Source organism: Burkholderia sp. HI2500 (assembly GCF_002223055.1).
Taxonomy (GTDB): Bacteria; Pseudomonadota; Gammaproteobacteria; order Burkholderiales; family Burkholderiaceae; genus Burkholderia.
The window spans coordinates 127,531-145,857 of record NZ_NKFL01000006.1; the positions used below are offsets into that span (position 1 = coordinate 127,531).

Here is an 18,327-nt window from a genome sequence, read left to right on the forward strand (position 1 = left end):
ATGTCTCCGGATGCCCGGCTTGACGTTGGGGTGCGCGGCCGGTGCTTGTGCATATGTCCCCTTATCCGCCCGTCAACGCCTGCACGACATAGACCCGGCTGGCGTTGCCGAGCACATCGGACAGGTGTTGCCGGTCGCGGATCGGCTGGCCGTCGATGAATACCGACAGGTGTTTGCGCAGCGCACCCTGGTCGTCGAGGATGTAGCCGCGCAGCCGCGGCTGCTCGCCGAAAACGGTGTCGAATGCTTCGCCGACCGAGTGGGCGTCGATTTCGCGCTCGGGCGTTTCGATATGCCGCTGGATCGAGGCGGCGAAGAAGAGGTGCGCCATGGCGGTGGCTGGCAGGAGCCTCGCGGAGGGGACGGTCTGTAGTTTAGGCGATCCAGCGGGCACGACGGGGCTGGATCCCGCATCGGTTTGGTCTTGCGGGGTCGCCCCGTCGGGCGCTTCGGTCACGCGTACTTGTCACCCACCGCCGCCCTGACCGGATGCGTGTCATAGACGATGATCATGCGCTCGACGCGTCCGCTTTCGTCGAATTCGAACACATCGACACATTCGAACTGCACCGCCGAGCCGTCCTTCAGCCCCCAGTCATACGCGAAGTAACCGGTTGCCCGTCGTGCGCCGGTCGCGCTGACGCAGATGTCGATCGCCGTGATGCGGCTTTGTCCGGATGCCGAAACGACTTTTTCGAAAAACGGTGTCGGCTGCATCCAGCCGAGAAACGGCGAAAAAATCCGCGCATCCGGCGTGAACAATGCGCAGATCGCGGCGACGTCGCCGCGCTCGAGCGCCTTCAGGTAGGTGTCGACCTGCCGCGTGTATAGTGCCTTCGACGATGGGTCCATTCTCTTTCTCCGCTGGTTGTTGACGAGCCGGGCCGCGACAGGTGAGGCGGACCCGGCGCAACCACGATAGCGATGCACAGATGTCCGAACAATCGAAAAATCCGCAACCCGGGCATGCGGCCCGTGCATACCCGCTGGCCGAACTCACGCGAACCCTGCCGCCATTGACGGCGTTCCAGGCCTTCGTTGCCGCGGCCGAACTCGGCAGCTTCAGCCGGGCCGCCGATCATCTGTGCCGGACCCAGGGTGCGGTGAGCCGTCAGGTGCAGCAACTGGAAGTGCATTACGGGTGTGCGCTGTTCGTGCGTCATGCGTCGGGGCTGACACTGACTGCGGAAGGCGGCGCGTTGCTGACGGTGGCCGTCGACGTCCTGACGCAACTGGCACGCCACGCGGAGGCGCATGGCGACGTCGCGCCGGTTCTCACGCTGCGGTTGCCGTCGACCTTCGCGATCCGCTGGCTGCTGCCCCGTCTCCCGGCGATCAATCGCGCACTCCCGCAGACCGAGCTGCGGATCCAGACGTCGGCGGACGACACGCCGGATTTCGCCGGAACCGACGTCGACGCGATCGTCGTACGAGGCGCCGGGCACTGGGCCGGCATGGTGTCGGTTCCGCTCTTTGCAGAGCGGCTGACGCCGATGTGTACCGGCACGCTGGCCGCTTCCTTGAGATCGATCGCCGATCTTGCGCAGGCCACGTTGCTTCATCCCGCCCCCGGGCACGACGAGTGGCGCTGCTGGCTCGCGGCCGTCGGCGCGACGCAGGTCGACCCGGAAGCCGGGCTCGTACTGGACACGCTCGAGCTGACGCTCACCGCCGCCGAGCAGGGGCACGGCGTGGCGATCGGTGACCCGCGCATGGCCCGGGACCGGCTTGCCGCCGGGTCGCTGGTTGCCCCGTTTGGCGACGTCGCGGACAACGGTCTCGGCTATTTCCTCGTGTACCCGTCGCCGCGTGCGATGCAGCCCAAGATTCGCGCGCTGACGTCGATCCTGACGGAACTGGCACAGGACGATTCGCCGCGCATGGCGTGACGGGAAGCCACGCCGCTCACACGCGCTAAACCGGAATCGATCGCCCGCGCATCCTGATCCCGATTCGCACGACACCGATCACCGCATTCGACAGCCACGTGAGCAGGCGCGGCATCCCGCGCCGGCGGATATCGAGCAGCAGCACGATCCGCACCGCGTCGCTGTCGTTCCACACCTCGTGCATGAACGTGTCGTCCCACAGCAGGAAACGCCCTTCCTCGAGCCGGTATTCGTGGCCGTCGACTTTCAGCACGGCGGCCGGCGTGCCGTCCGCGCGCTTCGGCATCGACAGCACCAGATAGCCGCGCAGGATGCCGCGAAACGGCCCGCGATGCGGGGGAATGTGCTTGCCGGGCGCGAGGAACGACAGCGATGCGGACAGCACGTCCGGCGATGCCGCGACGATCGACGCGACGGTCGGGCAGCGCGACAGGTTGCGCGGGAACGGCTGGCCGTATGCCTGCATGATGAACATCCGCCAGTCGCGTGCATCGTTGGCCGAGATGTCGTACTGCTCGCGCATGATCTCGTGAAAGCGCGGGATGCGCGGCATGTCGAGCGCCACGGCGAATGCCTCTGCCTGGATGTCGGTCCATGCACGGACGAAACGCTCGGTGTCGGGAAACACGGCCGTGTCGAGCACCGCGCCGCCGTCGATATGGCGGTCGAACAGCGTGCGCAGCAGGCCGGCTGCATAGTCGTAGGCGACGGACATGATCGAAGGGCGATCCGTAAGGGGTGACGTCAGTCTGCCCGAAGCGCGGCGGGCGCTGCGTTACGTCAGGTTACGCCGGCTGACGAAAGAATGACAGTTGCATGAACGTCCGTCCCGGGCGCGCCGGCGCTCGAGAAGCCGCGTGATCCGGGTTGCGCGACGCGCGGGAATAAACGCACGCGTTCCGTCGTCATACGGGTGTAGCACGTCGTCTCGTTGACTTCTCAAGGAGTGGAACATGAACACGCATTGGCTGGTGGCCGCCGCGGTGGCGGCGATTTCTCTCGCGGGTATCGCGACGCAAGCGTCGGCACAGGCACTGACGCGCGCGCAGGTCAGGCAGGAACTGATCGACGCCGAAAACAACGGGCTGCGCTTCGTGACCGACACGTCGTATCCGGACGTGAGCCCGCTGTTCCAGCGGCAGGTCGAACAGATGCCGGCGCATCAGGCCAGCACGGCGGTCGGCAGCGATCCGGCCGCGTCATCCGAAGCGGGCAGGCCGGCGACGATGTCGCCGCGACAGGGTTCCGCCGCATGCGTCGGCCCCGCGAGCTTCTGCGCGGTCTATTTCGGAAGCTGACGCAGCCGCCTGCGTTCGCAGGTCAGGCATTCAAGGCATTCAACACGGTTGATCGATACGGAACATTGAAGGAGTTCATGATGAAGACATATATCGCAGTCCTGACGATGATCGGCGCGATCGTCGGTCAGTCGGCCTTCGCGCAATCGGCCGCGCCGCTCACGCGTGCCCAGGTTCGCGACGAATTGATCCGCCTGGAAGCGGCCGGGTACGACCCGGCAAAGGGGGACGACGGCGAGTATCCGGCGGACATCCAGGCGGCGGAAGCGAAGCTTGCCGAGCAGGACCGGGCCCGGATGGCGGCTGCCGCCGCGCACGCGCCGGCCGCCGGTATGCCGGCGCAGACCAGCAACTAGGTGTCGACATGGTCTTGTGCGACTTCAGGCCGTCGTGTTCGCGACACGGCCGTACGGCAGCCCTTCGTGCCGCTCGACGCGGCAGAAGGGCGCCGGCCGCGCCGCCGGTCATCGCGCGCCGCTTCGCGCGGCGGCGCGATCATCTCATCGGCCGCGTGCGATGAGCGGCCGGTCGGGCGTGCGACGAACCGGAACGAAGACGGTAGCGGTATCGGTGGCAATCCGGCACATGCGCACGATGGCATGCGGTGCCGCCAGCATGGCTATCACCAGGGCATCATGCGCTGCATGACCTGATCGCGCAGCACGAAGCGGTGCGCGAGCGCGGCCGCCACGTGCAGGCAGATGCCGACGAACAGTGCCCACGCGAGGATGCCGTGCACGTCGCCCATCGCGTGGCCGAACGCGGAGCCGGCCGCCGACAGCGCGGGCAACGGCACGATCCCGAGCAACGTCACGCTCCATGCGCGCGACGACGCGTTGATCCAGCCGAGCAGCGGCACCGCGATCAGCAGCGCGTAGAGCGCGAAATGCGTCGCGCCCGACAGTGCGCGCATCGCGGGCGGCAGGTCACTCGCGGGCGGGCGATGCGTCACGCGCCATAGCACGCGGCAAGCCATCGCCGCGAGCAGCGCGGTGCCCACGAGGAGGTGCGCGGCGATCAGGCCGATGGGCTGCGTGTCGCGATGCACGTCGGGCATCGTCCAGCCGATCGCATATTGCGCGATGACCAGCGCGACGATCAGCCAGTGAAGCAAGCGCGCGACGGTGTCATATCGGGCGGGCGTGGACATGGAGACTCCTGCGGACGACGGGGACGATATCGGTCGAGCGGATTCTACGTTCGCTTTCTTAACGAAACGTTAAGCAGGCGTCGCCACAATCGTTCTCAGCTGGACTTTCGCCTTTCTTCATCCTGACCTACGCGACCTTTCGAATCTTTCAGATCGATAGTGGTCGTCCGCACAGGGAGACTCTTTCACCATGGCACCTTCGACGATCGAGCGATGGCGTGCCCACCTGCTGATCGCCGCGCTGGCCGGCATGTTCATCCAGGGTTTCATGCTGGTGTCGTTGCTTGCATGGCACGTACCCGAAGCATTTTTCACCACGATGACGTTTCGTATCTGGGTCGCCATCGCGTTAGCCACCGCGATCCTTTCGGCCCGCAAGCTTGCCGACGTCGCGTTCCGCGCCGCGCTCGCCTGCGGCTACGTGCGCGTGACAGGAATCGATCGTCGCACGGTAGTTGTGTCATCTGATTGCGCGTATCGTCGCTTGGTCGTCCTTCATATCCGGCTCCACGGGAATCGATACGGCGGCGTGCACGGGTGACCCTGCGTGCGCGCGGCGGCTCCCGGGTGTCGTGGTCGCACGGGTCACCACTGGGGAGAAGCATGGTTTTGCTGCATGTGCTGCGCGCGCTGGCCGGGGCAATGTCGATCGTCTGCGGGCTGGGCGTGTTACTGGGCATTGCCTACACGATCACGGCCAGCGTGCTGGTCGGCCGGTTCTTTTCCCGGGCGGCGGCCGAGCCGCGCGATTATCCGGGCGTCACCGTCGCGAAGCCGCTGCACGGCGACGAGTGGCAACTCGTACAGCATCTCGAAAGCTTCTTCGTGCAGAATTATCCGGGGCCGGTCCAGCACCTGTTCGGCGTGCACGATGCGAACGACAAGGCGCTCGTGGCCGTCGAGGCGCTGCGGACGCGCTACCCTGATGCGAACATCAAGGTCGTCGCCGATGCGCGGCTCTATGGGCCGAACCGCAAGATCGCCAATCTCGTGAACATGCTCGAACACGCGGAGTATTCGGTGCTCTGTCTCGCCGACAGCGACGTGCGGGTCGAGCGCGATTATCTGCGCGCCGTCGTCGGCGCGCTGCAGCAGCCGGAGGTCGGCATCGTGACGAGCGTGTATCGCGGCATCGCATCGCCGGGCTTCTGGCCCGGTGTCGCCGTCGCGATGACGAACTACCATTTCCTGCCGGGCGTGATCACCGGGCTCTTCCTCGGGCGCGCACGGCCATGCTTTGGCCAGACGATTGCGATCACGCGCGCGACGCTCGAACGCATCGGCGGCCTCACGCGTTTCGCGCATCGCCTGGCCGAGGATCATGCGCTGGGCGAGGCGGTGCGGCAGGTGGGCGCGCAGGTCGTCATTCCGCCGTTCGTCGTCGGGCATGCGTGCGTCGAGGAGACCTTCGCGAAGCTGTACGCACACGAATTGCGCTGGAGCTGCACGATCCGCGCGGCGGACCGGCTCGGTCACGCCGGCTCGGTGCTGATGCACCCGGTGCCGCTCGCGCTGCTGGCGCTGCTGTTCTCCGGCGGTACGGCCGTCGCATGCGGGCTGGCGGTCGCGGCGCTTGCCGCGCGGGCGCTGCTGATGCTGAACACGAGCCGGGCGACCGGCGCCGGCCTGCGCGGCGCGCTGTGGCTGCCGTTCGTCGATCTCCTGCAGTTCGTCGTGTTCGTGTCGAGCTTCTTCTCGTCGCATGTCGTGTGGCGCGGCACGCGCTTTCGCGTCGACCGGGAAGGCCTGCTGTCGCCCGCGAGCGAATCATGACGACCCCAACGAACCCCGCTGCCGATGCCACGGAGCGCAACGCCGCGCGGGGCGACGCACGGCTGCGCCACGTGGGGCGGGTGGCGGCGCTGGGCGGGCTGGCGCTCGCCGTGTGGCTGATCTGGCGCGAGCATCCGCTGGACATCCTGCATCGCCTGCAGATCGCCGGGGCCGGGCTGTTGCTCGCGGCGCTGGCGCACATCCTGCCGATGCTCGCGAATGCGTGGGACTGGCGGATGCTGATCCGCGGCCCGCGCCGGCCGTCGTTCGCGACGATGCTGAAACTCGTGTGGATCCGCGAATCGATCAACGGGTTGTTGCCGGTCGCGCGGATCGGCGGCGAGATCGTGTCGTTCGGCCTGCTGCGGCAGGCGGGCGTGCGGCCGGCCACCGCCGTCGCCAGCCTCGTCGCCGACATGCAGCTGACGCTGATCAGCCAGCTCGTGTTCGCGCTGGTCGCGATCGGCTACGTGCTCGAGCACGTGTCGTCCGACGCCGCGCGGGTGGCCGGCAACCTCGCGATCGGCATGGCCGCGCTGGTGCCGGTGCTGCTGCTGTTTGCGCTGGTGCAGCATGCGCGGCCGTTCGAGCGCGCGATGCGCGTGCTCAACCGCGTCACGAGCGGCAAGGTGGTGGCGCTGGTCGGCGAATCGGCGCGCACCGATCAGTCGATCCGGATGATCTGGAGAAAGACCGGCATCGTCGTGCGTTATCTCGTGATCTGGCAGACGCTGCAGTTCGTCGGCTATGCGCTGGAAATCTGGCTCGCGCTGTATTTTCTCGGCGCGGAGCCGACGTTCGCGCAGGCGCTCGCGATCGAGGCGCTGATCCAGCTCGTGAGCAGCATCGCGTTCCTGATGCCGGGCGGGCTCGGCGTGCAGGAGGGCGGGTTCGTGCTGATCGGCGGGCTGCTCGGGTTCGACCCGCCGACCTGTCTCGCGCTGGCCGGCGCCCGCCGCGTGCGCGACCTGCTGTTCTATCTGCCGGGCCTGCTGGCATGGCAGTGGGCGGCCGGTTCGGCGAAGCGGCCAGGCGCGACGCAAAACCCGTCGTTGCCCATCGGGGAATCGGCCCGGCCGCGTTGATGCGACCGGGGAGCCCACGCCCGCGCGGCGGGCCGCGCGGGACTCAGCGCCGTTCGTCGGCGAGATGGCTGCGGATCACGTCCGCGAACGACGTATCGCCCTTCAAGCCGAGGGCTTCCGCGCGCGACGTATCCCAACGGCCCGGCCAGCTGCCGACGATCTTCTCGACGCGCTCGTCCGGCACATGGCGGATCAGCTTCACGACGTCGTCGCCCGCGACTTCGCGCAGCGCCGCGATCATTTCGTCGACCGACACCGACAGGCCGGGCAGATTGATCACCCGTTTGTTGCCGAGCTTCGCGCTGTCGATCTCGCAGCCCGCGACGAGCGCTTCGATCGCGCCGCGCGGCGACAGCAGCCACAGCCGCGTCGAACCCGGCACCGGGCACACGCTTTCCTCGCCGTTCAGCGGCTCGCGGATGATGCCGCTCGCGAACGACGACGCAGCCGCGTTCGGGCGGCCCGGCCGCACGCTGATCGTCGGCAGCCGCAGCACGCGGCCGTCGACGAAGCCGCGCCGCGCGTAGTCGCACAGCAGCAGCTCGGCGATCGCCTTCTCGGCGCCGTACGACGATTGCGGGTTCAGCGCGGTGTCGTCCTGCACGACGTCGGGCAGCGTGCCGCCATAGACCGCGACGGAGCTCGTGAACACGACGCGCGGCCGATGGCCACGCGCGCGGCACACTTCGAGCAGCGTGCGCGACGCGTCGAGGTTGATCCGCATGCCGAGATCGAAATCGGCTTCGGCCTGCCCGCTGACGATTGCCGCGAGGTGGAAGATCGCGCCGGTTTGCGTGTCGATCGCGCGGTCGAGCACCGCGCGATCGGCGATGTCGCCGACGATCGACGTCACGCGTGCGTCGCCGAAATCGCTGCCTGCGACGACGTCGAGCAGCACCAGCTCGTCGATCTTCTCGCTGCGGCCATCGGGGCCGGTGAGTTCGCCGCGCTCGAGCAGCTTGCGTGCGAGACGCTGGCCGAGAAAGCCGGCGCCGCCGGTGATCAGTACTTTCATGTTGTTTACCCTCAGAGGAATGCTCGAATTACAGGTACGGCCTGAGCCAGCCGAGGCCTTCGGACGTGCCGGCCTTCGGGCGGTACTCGCAGCCGATCCAGCCGTCGTAGCCGAGCGCGTCGATCAGCGCGAACAGATACGGGTAGTTGAGTTCGCCGATATCCGGCTCGTGGCGTTCGGGCACGCCCGCGATCTGGATATGGCCGATGCCCGCGAAATCGCGCTTGAGCTTCATCGCGAGATCGCCTTCGACGATCTGGCAGTGGTAGCAGTCGAACTGCACCTTCAGGTTCGGCGCGCCGACTTCCGCGCAGATCGCCTGCGCGTCGTCCTGGCGGCTCAGGAAATAGCCGGGCATGTCGCGTTGGTTGATCGGCTCGATCAGGATCGTGATGCCGTGCGCGGCGGCGGCCTGCGTTGCATGCCGCAGGTTCGCGAGGTAGGTGTCGCGATGGCGGGCACGATCGGCGCCCGGCGGCACCATGCCGGCCATCACGTGCAGCTTCTTGTTGCCGAGCACGCGCGCATAGTCGAGCGCCTGGTCGATGCCGCGCCGGAACTCGTCCTCGCGGCCCGGCAGCGACGCGGTGCCGCGTTCGCCCGCGGCCCAGTCGCCGGGCGGCGCGTTGAACAGCGCCTGCTCGAGGTGGTGCGCGTCGAGGCGCGCGCGGATGTCCTCGGCGGCGAAGTCGTACGGGAACAGGTACTCGACGGCCTTGAAGCCGTCGTAGGCGGCAGCGGCGAAGCGTTCGAGGAACGCGTGCTCGGTGTACATCATCGAGAGGTTGGCGGCGAAGCGTGGCATGGCAGCGGGTCCTGTGAATGAATGGGGCGGGGCGCACGGCGCCCCGCGTCGAATGGCGGCCGGATCGTTCGTGGGGCGAATCAGCGGTTCACGAGTTTCGCGGGCGTGAGCCACACCGCGATCGCGCCGATCACGAGCATCGCGGCGAGCACGTACATGCCGGACGCGGTGCTGTGCGTGACATCCTTCAGGTAGCCGATCACGTACGGGCTCGCGAACCCGGCGAGGTTGCCGACCGAGTTGATGATCGCGATCCCGGCCGCGGCCGCGGAGCCTGCGAGGAACGCGGTCGGCAGCGACCAGAACAGCGGGGCGCAGGTCAGCACGCCGCCCGCCGCGAGCGACAGGAACACGATCGACACCGCCGTATTGTGCGAGTACGACGCGGCGACCGCAAACCCGATTGCGCCCATCAGCGCCGGTACGATCAGGTGCCAGCGGCGTTCGCGGCGCTTGTCCGCGCTGTGGCCGAACAGGTTCATCACGACGATCGCGACGAGGAACGGAATGGCCGACAGCAGGCCGATCTGCAGCGTATCGGTGATGCCGGTCGACTTGACGAGCGTCGGCATCCAGAACGTGAGGCCGTACTGGCCGGTGACGAACGCGAAGTAGATCAGCGACATCCACCACATGCGCGGGTCCGCGAACACGGCCTTCAGCGAATGGCCGTGCTTCTGCTGTTCCTGCGGCTGCGCGGCGATCTCGTCCTCCAGCAGCTGCTTCTCGCGCTCGTCGAGCCACTTCGCGCTGCGGATGCTGTTGTCGAGATACAGGATCGTCGCGATGCCGACGAGCACGGCCGGCACGGCTTCGATCATGAACATCCATTGCCAGCCGTGGAAGCCCGAGCCGCCGTGGAAGCGCTCCATGATCCAGCCCGACAGCGGGTTGCCGAAGATGCCCGACACGGGAATCGCGGACATGAACACCGCGATGATCTTCGCGCGGCGATGCGACGGGAACCAGTACGTCAGGTACAGGATCACGCCGGGATAGAAGCCGGCTTCCGCGAGGCCGAGCAGGAAGCGCAGCACGTAGAACTGCGTCGGCGTCTGCACGAACGCGAACAACGCGGATAGCAGGCCCCACGTGATCATGATCCGTGCGATCCAGATGCGTGCGCCGATGCGATGCATCAGCAGGTTGCTTGGCAGTTCGAACAGAAAATAGCCCAGAAAGAAAATGCCGGCGCCGAGCCCGAACACCGTTTCGCTGAACGCGAGATCCTGTGACATCTGCAGCTTCGCGAAGCCGACGTTCACGCGGTCGAGATACGCGACCACGTAGCAGAGCATCAGGAACGGCACGATGCGCCAGAACACTTTCTTGTAGGTGCGGTCGAGTTCCGCGGCATGGGCGGGCGCGGCGGGCGAGCGGCCTGCGGCCGCGTCGAGAGCAGTCATCGTCGTCTCCAATGATGTCGTGTGCCGGCGGCGCGTACGTCGCCGGTCGTGTGTGTGCTGACGGAAGGGCCCGCGCACACGGCGGGCATGGGAATCGTTGGGTGGTGCGTTGTTACCAGCGCGCGCCGAAGCTGATGCGCAATTCGTCGAGCGCGGCGTCGTCGAGCGGCTCGGGTTTCGGGTGCGTCATCAGCCACAGCCGCGCCGTTTCCTCGAGTTCCTCGAGCGCATACGACGCGTGCGACACCGACGGCCCCCACATCACGGGGCCGAGGCGATCGAGCAGCACGCCGCGCACCTGGTCGGCGAGCGCCGCGACTTCGGCCGCGACGGCCGGGTCGCCAGGGCGGCGGTAACGGATCAGCGGGATGTGGCCGACCTTCATCACGTAGTACGGCGTGATCGGCGGCAGCACGTCGGTGTCGCGCCACACGCCCGCGAGCGTCAGCGCGACGAGGTGTGTCGAATGCGTGTGGACGATGCCATTCGCTTCGGCGTTGCGCGCGTAGATGCCGCGATGCAGTGCGAGCGTCTTCGACGGCTTGCCGCCCGATACGGGCTGGCCGTCGAGGCCGACCTTCGCGATGTCGTTCGGGTCGAGCCGGCCGAGGCATGCGTCGGTCGGCGTGATCAGCCAGCCGTCGGCGAGGCGCGCGCTGATGTTGCCCGCGCTGCCGACCGCGTGGCCGCGCGCATACAGGCTCGCGCCGACCACGCAGATCTCTTCGCGCAGTTTCGCTTCGTCGCTCATCGTGCGGCTCCATCCAGCGCGCGCAGCGCCTTGTCGAAAAAGTCCGTGGTGCCGAAGTTGCCGGACTTCAGCGCGAGGCCGAGCGGCTGCGCGTCGATGGTGGCCGTCGCCGGCACGCCCGGATCGATCTGCGCGCCGATCTGCAGCGATTTCACGTCGAGCGCCTGCACGACCGCGCCGGACGTTTCGCCGCCGGCGACCACGAACTTGCGCACGCCGAGATCACGCAGGCCGCGCGCGATCGCCGCGAGCGTGGCTTCGACGAGATGGCCGGCCGCGTCGACGCCGAGCGCCTGCTGCACGGCCTTCACTTCGTCGGGCGTCGCGGTCGCATAGATCAGCACGGGCTGCGGCAGGTGCGAGCGCGCAAAGGTGAGTGCTTGCTCGACGACGGGTTCGCCGCGCGATGCCGCGAGCGGATCGATGCGGAAGCTCGGCCGCGTGGCGCGCCATGCGGCGACCTGCGCGTTGGTGGCCTTCGACGCGCTGCCGGCGAGCACCGTCGAGAGCCCTTCGATGCGCGGCAGCGACGCCGCGTTGTCGCGTTCGGGCAGTTGCTCCGCGCGACGGAAATTCGCGGGCAGGCCGAGCGCGATGCCCGAGCCGCCGGTGACGAGCGGCAGGCCCGCGCACGCTTCGCCGAGCACGTAGAGGTCGCGGTCCGACAGCGCGTCGGCGATCGCGAAGCGCACGCCTTCCGCGCGCAGTTGCTCGATCCGCGTGCGCACGGCGGCCGCGCCAAGCGCGATCGTGTCGTAGCGGATCAGGCCGACCGGCGATTTCGTCTGCCGTTGCAGCACGCGTACGAGGTTCGCATCCTTCATCGGCGTGAGCGGGTGATTCTCCATCCCCGATTCGTTCAGCAGCACGTCGCCGACGAACAGGTGGCCGCGATAGATCGTGCGGCCGTTCTCGGGGAACGCCGGGCAGGCGATCGTGAAGCCGCCGCCGGCCGCATCGAGCAGCGCATCGGCGACGGGGCCGATGTTGCCCGCGTCGGTCGAATCGAATGTCGAGCAGTACTTGAAGAAGAACTGCCGGCAGCCTTGCGCGCGCAGCCATTCGTACGCGGCGAGCGATTGCGCGACGGCGTCGGCGGCGGGGATCGTGCGTGACTTCAGCGCGACGACGATCGCGTCGGCGTCGAGCGGGGTGTCTGCGGCGCCGTCGGCGGGCACGCCGATCGTCTGCACGGTGCGCATGCCGCTCTTCACGAGCATGTTCGCGAGATCGGTCGCGCCGGTGAAATCGTCGGCGATGCAGCCGAGCAGGGGACGGGAAGCGGAAGCGGTCATGGCAGAAGCGTCGGTCGAATCAGCGGGCGGGCGGCAGCGTGATGCCGGGGAAAGTCTTGATCACGGCGGAATCGTCCTCGCCGCCGTGGCCGGCGCTCGACGCGCTCATGAACATCTGGTGCGCGGTGGCCGACAGCGGCAGCGGGAACTTGCTGCGGCGGGCCGTATCGAGCACGAGGCCGAGATCCTTCACGAAGATGTCGACGGCCGACAGCGGTGTGTAGTCGCCGTTCAGGATGTGCGGCACGCGGTTCTCGAACATCCACGAGTTGCCGGCGCTGTGCGTGATCACGTCGTACAGCGCGTCGGCATCGACGCCTTCGCGCAGGCCGAGCGCCATCGCCTCGGCCGCCGCCGCGATGTGCACGCCGGCCAGCAACTGGTTGATGATCTTCACTTTCGAGCCGATGCCGTGCGCGTCGCCGAGGCGATAGACCTTGCCGGCGATCGCCGCGAGCACGTCCTCGCAGCCCGCATAGGCGGCGGCCGGGCCCGACGTCATCATCGTCATCTCGCCGGAGGCCGCGCGCGCGGCGCCGCCGGATACCGGCGCATCGAGCATCTGCAGGCCGGCCGCCTCGATCCGCGCGCCGAGCGAGACCGCGAATTCGGGCGCGACGGTCGCGCTGGCGATCACGACGCCGCCCGGCTTCATCGCCGCGACCGCGCCGTGCTCGCCGAACAGCACCGTTTCGGTCTGCGCGGCATTGACGACGAGCGTGACGACGACGTCGCACTGCGCGCCGAGTTCGGCCGGCGTCGCGCAGGCGATGCCGCCTTCGGCGGCGAACGCCTGCAGCACCGTGTCGCGCACGTCGCATGCGTGCACGCGCAGGCCGGCGCGCAGCAGCGAGCGGGCGACGCCGAGGCCCATCGCGCCCAGGCCGATGACTCCAACATTTCGTGACATGGTCAACCTTGATCGATTCGGGAGAGGGGCGGCGCGGCGGCCGCCGGGTTCAGCAGATACCGGCTTCCGCGAGGCGGCGGGCGGCGTTGTACATGTGCGTGCGTGCCGCGTTGCGGGCGGCCATCGGGTCGCGCGCGCGGATCGCGTCGGCGATCGCCGCGTGTTCCTCGCGCACCTGGCGCGAGAAGTCCTCGCGCGTCGCTTCGTTGCGCCGCGTGACCTTCACGCCGGCTTCGAGGTACTGGTTCAGGAACTGCAGCGTCTTCAGGAAATACGGGTTGCCGGTGACGGCCGCGATCGTGCGGTGGAACGCGACGTCTTCCGCGACGCCGTCGCGCCCTTCGGCGACCGCATCGTCGATCTTGCGCAGCGCGTCGTCGATGTCGGCCATGTCTTCGTCGGTGTGGTTCAGCGCGGCTTCGGCCGCGACCTCGGCCTCGATCGCGCGGCGCACCGCGAGCAGGTGCGGCAGCGACGTGGCTTCGACGGCCTCCGCGTAGTCGATCCGCAGCGGCCGGATCGCGCCGTGCTGGTTCACGTACACGCCGCTGCCCTGGCGCGGCTCGACCACGCCTTCGTTCTTCAGCCGCGAGATCGCCTCGCGAATCACCGTGCGGCTCACGCCGAATTCCTGCGCGAGCACGGCCTCCGTGGGCAGCTTGCCGGTGGCGGAGAAACTGCCGACTTCGATCTGCTTGAGCAGTTGCTGCGCGACATGGTCGCTCATCGCACGGGCGGGAATTTTCTCGAACATGGTGCTCTGGCTTGTAAGGTTATGTGGTCATCATACAAATTTGAATGAATGGCAGCATCCGGGATAACCCTCGGTTAACGGGGCGCAACGTCGGTTAAATGGACTGGAACCGGTTCCAATTGAGTCGAAACCGCTGCGTTCGAGTGTCGTGTCGCAATCGGTTGGTAAAGGAGCGGGGGCCCGTCGCCGTCAGTCGGCGATGTCCTCGATGGGATCCGCCGCGATTACCGCGCCGGCTTCCACCACTTCCCCGCCACGCTCCCGATACGTCGCCGGCGGCACGCCGAACTGCTTGCGAAATTCGCGCCCGAGGTGCGATGCATCCGCGAATCCGCAGCTCGACGCGATATCGGCCACCGTGCGGTCCGAGCTCGTCAGCAGCCACGCGGCCGTGCGCAGCCGCACCTGCTTCGCGAACGCCTGCGGGCTCTTGCCCGTCTCCGCCTTGAACAGCCGCTCGAGCTGCCGGGTCGACAAATCGAGCTTGCTCGCGAGTTCGTCGAGCGACAGCGCCCGCCCGACATGCTGTTCCATCAGGAGAATCGCGCGCTTGACCTTCGGGTGCGTGGCCGGTTCGAGGCCCGGCGGATGCGGCTGCGGCGCGTTGCCTTTCTGCATCTCGCCGACCAGCAGGATGCGCAGCGCCTTCTGCACGGTCGCGTGATCGAAGTGGCGCAGCAGGATCGCGGCGGCGACGTCGATCGACGCGCGGCCGCCCGAGCAGGTGATGCGGCGCCGGTCGATCACGAACAGCCGGTCGGCGATCAGCAGGTCGGGATCGGCAGCCGGAAAGCGCTCGATGAAATCCCAATAGTGGAACCAGCTCACGCAGGTGCGGTAGCCGTCGAGCACGCCGGCGCGCATCAGCGTGAACACGCCGGTGCAGATGCCGACGACCGTCGCGCCGCCCGCCGCCGCGCGGCGGATGAAGTCGAGTGTCTCGGGGCCCGCCTGGGGCCCCGAATGCAGCAGCCCGCCGACCACCACCACATAGTCGAACGGCTCGGCCGCGTCGAACGTTTCCCACGGCGTGATCTGGATCCCGCAGCTCGCGCGCACCGGCGCGAGGGTCTCGCCGATCACGCTCCACGCGCAGCGCACGGGCTTGCTGTAGTCGCCGTCGTCCGCCGACAGCCGCAGCATGTCGACGAAGCCGGAGAAGGCCGTCAGCGTGAAGTTCGGCAGCAGCACGATGCCGAAGCGGATACGCCGCGGCGTGGGTTCTGCGAGGGGGGAAGCGGGTACGTCGGTTGTCATCGCGGCCAGTCTCTTCACGCCGGGCGGGCGGTCTCACTCAGTCTGTTGATACGGGTCATGCGGGTACGGCGGCCGGGCGGGGCGGATGTAGCCAGCGTCGCTGATCGGTTCCGGCACGACTTGTGGTTTTCCGTCGCGAACCATCGCCAAAACGCACTTTCGGGCCTGCCGGCAGGGCGCTTGGCGGCGGTATCCCACGCCGATGCCGTTTTTGTTCTATCGGCCGATTTTACGCTTTGATGTACTGGCGCCAACGTCATTTCACGTGTGTGCCACCCAGAGGAAGCCAATGAACGTCAGCGTCTTCGACCTGTTCAAGATCGGCATCGGCCCGTCCAGTTCGCATACGGTCGGCCCGATGATCGCCGCGTGCCGCTTCGCGTCGCACGTGGAGGACGCGAACCTGCTCGGTTTCGTGCGCCGCGTGCGGGTCGAACTATACGGCTCGCTCGGCGCGACCGGCAAGGGCCACGGCACCGACAAGGCCGTGCTGCTCGGTCTCGAGGGCCACCTGCCCGACACGATCGATCCGGACCTGATCGAGCCGCGGCTCGCCGCGATCCGCGCGGAGAAATCGCTGTCGCTGCTCGGCAAGCAGACCGTCCGCTTCGAGGAGAAGGAGCACATCGGCTTCTATCGCAAGCTGATGAGCGGCACGAGCATCGTGCACCCGAACGGGATGCGCTTCCAGGCCTTCGACGAGCACGGCCAGCTGCTCGTCGAGAAAGAGTATTACTCGGTCGGCGGCGGCTTCGTCGTGAACCGCGACGGCGATCGCGTGAACGGCGTGCGCGCGGCGGTCGAGGTGCCGTATCCGTTCCGCACCGGCGACGACCTGATGCGCCAGTGCCGCGAGCACGGGCTGTCGATCGCCGAGCTGATGATGCGCAACGAATGCGCGCTGCGTCCCGCCGACGAAGTGCGCGCCGGGCTGCTCGCGATCTGGCGCACGATGGCCGCCTGCGTCGAGCGCGGCTGCAAGGTCGAGGGCGACCTGCCCGGCCCGATGCGCGTGAAGCGCCGCGCGGCCGAGCTGAACAATCGCCTGCGCGCGCGTTCGGAAGAGTCGCTGCGCGACCCGCTGTCGATGCTCGACTGGGTCAACCTGTATGCGATGGCCGTCAACGAGGAGAACGCGGCGGGCGGCCGGGTCGTCACCGCGCCGACCAACGGCGCGGCCGGCGTGATTCCCGCGGTGCTGCACTACTACGTGAAGTTCGTGCCGGGCTCGAACGAAGCCGGCATCGTCGAATTCCTGATGACGGCCGCGGCGATCGGGATCATCTACAAGGAAACCGCGTCGATCTCCGGCGCGGAAGTCGGTTGCCAGGGCGAAGTGGGCGTCGCGTGCTCGATGGCCGCGGCCGCGCTCGCCGCGGTGATGGGCGGCACGCCCGACCAGGTCGAGAACGCCGCCGAGATCGGCATGGAGCACAACCTCGGGATGACCTGCGACCCGGTCGGCGGGCTCGTGCAGATCCCGTGCATCGAGCGCAACGCGATGGGCGCAATCAAGGCGCTGAACGCGTCGCGCATGGCGCTCAAGGGTAACGGCCAGCACTACGTGTCGCTCGATTCGGTCATCAAGACGATGCGCGAGACGGGCGCCGACATGAAGACGAAATACAAGGAAACGTCGCGCGGCGGTCTGGCCGTGAACGTCATCGAATGCTAAACGAAGGATCACTCACATGAGCCGCTACTCGATATTCAGCCTGTTCCGCAACGGCCTCTCGTATCACGAGAACTGGGAAAAGCAGTGGAAGAGCCCGGAACCGAAGAAGGAATACGACGTCGTGATCGTCGGCGGCGGCGGCCACGGCCTCGCGACCGCGTATTACCTCGCGAAGGAGCACGGGATCACGAACGTCGCGATCCTCGAGAAGGGCTGGATCGGCGGCGGCAACACCGCGCGCAACACGACGATCGTCCGCTCGAATTATCTGTGGGACGAATCGGCCGCGCTGTACGAGAAGGCGATGAAGCTGTGGGAAGGGCTATCGCAGGACCTGAACTACAACGTGATGTTCAGCCAGCGCGGCGTGATGAACCTGGCCCACACGCTGCAGGACGTGCGTGACACCGAGCGCCGCGTGAACGCGAACCGGCTGAACGGCGTCGACGCCGAATTCCTGACGCCCGCGCAGATCAAGGAAATCGAGCCGACCATCAACCTGAACAGCCGCTACCCGGTGCTCGGCGCGTCGATCCAGCGCCGCGCGGGCGTGGCGCGCCACGACGCGGTGGCCTGGGGCTTCGCGCGCGGCGCGGATCGCGCGGGTGTCGACATCATCCAGAACTGCCAGGTGACGGGCATTCGCCGCGAAGGCGGCGCGGTGGTCGGCGTCGATACGGTGAAGGGCTTCATCAAGGCGAAGAAGGTTGCGGTGGTCGCGGCCGGCAACACGACGACGCTCGCCGACATGGCCGGCGTGCGCCTGCCGATCGAGAGCCACCCGCTGCAGGCGCTGGTGTCCGAGCCGATCAAGCCGGTCGTCAACTCGGTGATCATGTCGAACGCGGTGCACGCGTACATCAGCCAGTCCGACAAGGGCGACCTCGTGATCGGCGCCGGCATCGACCAGTACACGGGCTTCGGCCAGCGCGGCAGCTTCCACATCATCGAAAGCACGCTGCAGGCGATCGTCGAGATGTTCCCGGTGTTCTCGCGCGTGCGGATGAACCGCCAGTGGGGCGGCATCGTCGACGTGTCGCCGGACGCGTGCCCGATCATCACCAAGACCGACGTGAAGGGCCTCTATTTCAACTGCGGCTGGGGTACCGGCGGCTTCAAGGCGACGCCCGGCTCGGGCTGGGTGTTCGCGCACACGATCGCCCGCGACGAACCGCACCCGCTGAACGCGCCGTTCGCGCTCGACCGTTTCTACACGGGCCACCTGATCGACGAGCACGGCGCTGCCGCCGTCGCGCACTGACCG

20 protein-coding genes are annotated in these 18,327 nt (G+C 67.7%); 8 read left to right on the plus strand and 12 right to left on the minus strand.

Features of this window, described 5'->3' with window-relative positions:
* Positions 1 to 61: 61 nt before the first annotated feature.
* Positions 62 to 331 (minus strand): MoaD/ThiS family protein, encoded by a 270-nt coding sequence (locus tag CFB45_RS18315; protein WP_089426761.1) that lies wholly within the window; start codon positions 329 to 331, stop codon positions 62 to 64.
* A gap of 122 nt (positions 332 to 453) precedes the next feature.
* Positions 454 to 852 (minus strand): nuclear transport factor 2 family protein, encoded by a 399-nt coding sequence (locus CFB45_RS18320; RefSeq protein ID WP_089426762.1) that lies wholly within the window; start codon positions 850 to 852, stop codon positions 454 to 456.
* A gap of 80 nt (positions 853 to 932) precedes the next feature.
* Here CFB45_RS18320 and CFB45_RS18325 point away from each other — a divergent pair, with 80 nt between their 5' ends.
* Positions 933 to 1,889, plus strand: coding sequence for a LysR substrate-binding domain-containing protein (locus CFB45_RS18325; RefSeq protein WP_089426763.1), 957 nt, complete (start codon positions 933 to 935; stop codon positions 1,887 to 1,889).
* A gap of 25 nt (positions 1,890 to 1,914) precedes the next feature.
* Here the strand turns inward: CFB45_RS18325 and CFB45_RS18330 are convergent, their stop codons facing one another.
* Positions 1,915 to 2,604, minus strand: coding sequence for an aspartyl/asparaginyl beta-hydroxylase domain-containing protein (locus CFB45_RS18330; RefSeq protein ID WP_089426764.1), 690 nt, complete (start codon positions 2,602 to 2,604; stop codon positions 1,915 to 1,917).
* A 238-nt stretch (positions 2,605 to 2,842) separates the two neighbouring features.
* Between CFB45_RS18330 and CFB45_RS18335 the strand changes: the two genes are divergently transcribed.
* Both CFB45_RS18335 and CFB45_RS18340 read left to right on the plus strand, forming a co-directional pair.
* Positions 2,843 to 3,187, plus strand: coding sequence for a DUF4148 domain-containing protein (locus CFB45_RS18335; RefSeq protein ID WP_089426765.1), 345 nt, complete (start codon positions 2,843 to 2,845; stop codon positions 3,185 to 3,187).
* A gap of 80 nt (positions 3,188 to 3,267) precedes the next feature.
* Positions 3,268 to 3,543, plus strand: a complete 276-nt coding sequence (locus tag CFB45_RS18340) for a DUF4148 domain-containing protein (RefSeq protein ID WP_089429037.1) — start codon at positions 3,268 to 3,270, stop codon at positions 3,541 to 3,543.
* A gap of 266 nt (positions 3,544 to 3,809) precedes the next feature.
* On the opposite strand, the gene CFB45_RS18350 is transcribed toward CFB45_RS18340, so the two are convergent.
* Positions 3,810 to 4,337, minus strand: coding sequence for a cytochrome b (locus CFB45_RS18350; RefSeq protein WP_089426767.1), 528 nt, complete (start codon positions 4,335 to 4,337; stop codon positions 3,810 to 3,812).
* Positions 4,338 to 4,527: 190 nt separating this feature from the next.
* Between CFB45_RS18350 and CFB45_RS18355 the strand changes: the two genes are divergently transcribed.
* The 3 genes from CFB45_RS18355 (at position 4,528) to CFB45_RS18365 (ending at position 7,195) form a co-directional block, all read left to right on the plus strand.
* Positions 4,528 to 4,878 (plus strand): hypothetical protein, encoded by a 351-nt coding sequence (locus CFB45_RS18355; protein WP_089426768.1) that lies wholly within the window; start codon positions 4,528 to 4,530, stop codon positions 4,876 to 4,878.
* A gap of 62 nt (positions 4,879 to 4,940) precedes the next feature.
* Positions 4,941 to 6,110, plus strand: a complete 1,170-nt coding sequence (gene hpnI, locus CFB45_RS18360; protein WP_089426769.1) for a bacteriohopanetetrol glucosamine biosynthesis glycosyltransferase HpnI — start codon at positions 4,941 to 4,943, stop codon at positions 6,108 to 6,110.
* On the plus strand, positions 6,107 to 7,195 hold the full coding sequence (locus CFB45_RS18365; protein WP_089426770.1) for a lysylphosphatidylglycerol synthase domain-containing protein: 1,089 nt from the start codon (positions 6,107 to 6,109) through the stop codon (positions 7,193 to 7,195). The genes hpnI and CFB45_RS18365 overlap by 4 nt, the downstream gene beginning before the upstream one ends.
* A gap of 43 nt (positions 7,196 to 7,238) precedes the next feature.
* Here the strand turns inward: CFB45_RS18365 and denD are convergent, their stop codons facing one another.
* From denD to CFB45_RS18405, 8 genes are all read right to left on the minus strand, one after another.
* Entirely contained in the window at positions 7,239 to 8,210 is a 972-nt protein-coding gene (denD, locus tag CFB45_RS18370) for a D-erythronate dehydrogenase (protein WP_089426771.1), read from the minus strand.
* 28 nt (positions 8,211 to 8,238) lie between these two features.
* Positions 8,239 to 9,015 (minus strand): 2-oxo-tetronate isomerase, encoded by a 777-nt coding sequence (gene otnI, locus CFB45_RS18375; protein WP_089426772.1) that lies wholly within the window; start codon positions 9,013 to 9,015, stop codon positions 8,239 to 8,241.
* 80 nt (positions 9,016 to 9,095) lie between these two features.
* Positions 9,096 to 10,421 carry an MFS transporter gene (locus tag CFB45_RS18380; protein WP_089426773.1) on the minus strand — a complete coding sequence of 442 codons (1,326 nt, stop codon included), beginning with the start codon at positions 10,419 to 10,421 and terminating at the stop codon, positions 9,096 to 9,098.
* A 112-nt stretch (positions 10,422 to 10,533) separates the two neighbouring features.
* On the minus strand, positions 10,534 to 11,172 hold the full coding sequence (otnC, locus tag CFB45_RS18385; protein ID WP_089426774.1) for a 3-oxo-tetronate 4-phosphate decarboxylase: 639 nt from the start codon (positions 11,170 to 11,172) through the stop codon (positions 10,534 to 10,536).
* Complete coding sequence (gene otnK, locus CFB45_RS18390) at positions 11,169 to 12,467, minus strand: 3-oxo-tetronate kinase (RefSeq protein ID WP_089426775.1); 1,299 nt, start codon at positions 12,465 to 12,467, stop codon at positions 11,169 to 11,171. Before otnK ends, otnC begins: the two co-directional genes overlap by 4 nt.
* A 19-nt stretch (positions 12,468 to 12,486) precedes the next feature.
* Complete coding sequence (ltnD, locus tag CFB45_RS18395) at positions 12,487 to 13,377, minus strand: L-threonate dehydrogenase (protein WP_089426776.1); 891 nt, start codon at positions 13,375 to 13,377, stop codon at positions 12,487 to 12,489.
* Between the two features lie 49 nt (positions 13,378 to 13,426).
* A complete protein-coding gene (locus tag CFB45_RS18400) occupies positions 13,427 to 14,131 on the minus strand; it encodes a FadR/GntR family transcriptional regulator (protein WP_011354089.1) in 705 nt (234 codons plus the stop codon).
* Positions 14,132 to 14,320: 189 nt separating this feature from the next.
* Positions 14,321 to 15,388: a GlxA family transcriptional regulator gene (locus CFB45_RS18405; RefSeq protein WP_089429038.1), complete on the minus strand. Its 1,068-nt coding sequence runs from the start codon at positions 15,386 to 15,388 to the stop codon at positions 14,321 to 14,323.
* Between the two features lie 289 nt (positions 15,389 to 15,677).
* Between CFB45_RS18405 and CFB45_RS18410 the strand changes: the two genes are divergently transcribed.
* Together CFB45_RS18410 and CFB45_RS18415 are read left to right on the plus strand one after the other, a co-directional pair.
* The gene (locus CFB45_RS18410) at positions 15,678 to 17,063 is read left to right on the plus strand and encodes an L-serine ammonia-lyase (RefSeq protein WP_089426777.1); all 1,386 of its coding nucleotides are present in this window, start codon (positions 15,678 to 15,680) and stop codon (positions 17,061 to 17,063) included.
* Between the two features lie 16 nt (positions 17,064 to 17,079).
* On the plus strand, positions 17,080 to 18,324 hold the full coding sequence (locus CFB45_RS18415) for a sarcosine oxidase subunit beta family protein (RefSeq protein WP_006480591.1): 1,245 nt from the start codon (positions 17,080 to 17,082) through the stop codon (positions 18,322 to 18,324).
* The last annotated feature ends 3 nt before the right edge of the window (positions 18,325 to 18,327 follow it).

Coding starts and splice junctions, on each gene's coding strand:
- CFB45_RS18365 (WP_089426770.1), top strand. CDS start 6,107: ATGACGACCCCAACGAACCCCGCTGCCGATGCCACGGAGCGCAACGCC.
- otnK (WP_089426775.1), bottom strand. CDS start 12,467: ATGACCGCTTCCGCTTCCCGTCCCCTGCTCGGCTGCATCGCCGACGAT.
- CFB45_RS18400 (WP_011354089.1), bottom strand. CDS start 14,131: ATGTTCGAGAAAATTCCCGCCCGTGCGATGAGCGACCATGTCGCGCAG.
- CFB45_RS18380 (WP_089426773.1), bottom strand. CDS start 10,421: ATGACTGCTCTCGACGCGGCCGCAGGCCGCTCGCCCGCCGCGCCCGCC.
- otnC (WP_089426774.1), bottom strand. CDS start 11,172: ATGAGCGACGAAGCGAAACTGCGCGAAGAGATCTGCGTGGTCGGCGCG.
- CFB45_RS18355 (WP_089426768.1), top strand. CDS start 4,528: ATGGCACCTTCGACGATCGAGCGATGGCGTGCCCACCTGCTGATCGCC.
- CFB45_RS18415 (WP_006480591.1), top strand. CDS start 17,080: ATGAGCCGCTACTCGATATTCAGCCTGTTCCGCAACGGCCTCTCGTAT.
- CFB45_RS18340 (WP_089429037.1), top strand. CDS start 3,268: ATGAAGACATATATCGCAGTCCTGACGATGATCGGCGCGATCGTCGGT.
- hpnI (WP_089426769.1), top strand. CDS start 4,941: ATGGTTTTGCTGCATGTGCTGCGCGCGCTGGCCGGGGCAATGTCGATC.
- CFB45_RS18325 (WP_089426763.1), top strand. CDS start 933: ATGTCCGAACAATCGAAAAATCCGCAACCCGGGCATGCGGCCCGTGCA.
- ltnD (WP_089426776.1), bottom strand. CDS start 13,377: ATGTCACGAAATGTTGGAGTCATCGGCCTGGGCGCGATGGGCCTCGGC.
- denD (WP_089426771.1), bottom strand. CDS start 8,210: ATGAAAGTACTGATCACCGGCGGCGCCGGCTTTCTCGGCCAGCGTCTC.
- CFB45_RS18410 (WP_089426777.1), top strand. CDS start 15,678: ATGAACGTCAGCGTCTTCGACCTGTTCAAGATCGGCATCGGCCCGTCC.
- CFB45_RS18330 (WP_089426764.1), bottom strand. CDS start 2,604: ATGTCCGTCGCCTACGACTATGCAGCCGGCCTGCTGCGCACGCTGTTC.
- CFB45_RS18315 (WP_089426761.1), bottom strand. CDS start 331: ATGGCGCACCTCTTCTTCGCCGCCTCGATCCAGCGGCATATCGAAACG.
- CFB45_RS18335 (WP_089426765.1), top strand. CDS start 2,843: ATGAACACGCATTGGCTGGTGGCCGCCGCGGTGGCGGCGATTTCTCTC.
- otnI (WP_089426772.1), bottom strand. CDS start 9,015: ATGCCACGCTTCGCCGCCAACCTCTCGATGATGTACACCGAGCACGCG.
- CFB45_RS18350 (WP_089426767.1), bottom strand. CDS start 4,337: ATGTCCACGCCCGCCCGATATGACACCGTCGCGCGCTTGCTTCACTGG.
- CFB45_RS18320 (WP_089426762.1), bottom strand. CDS start 852: ATGGACCCATCGTCGAAGGCACTATACACGCGGCAGGTCGACACCTAC.
- CFB45_RS18405 (WP_089429038.1), bottom strand. CDS start 15,388: ATGACAACCGACGTACCCGCTTCCCCCCTCGCAGAACCCACGCCGCGG.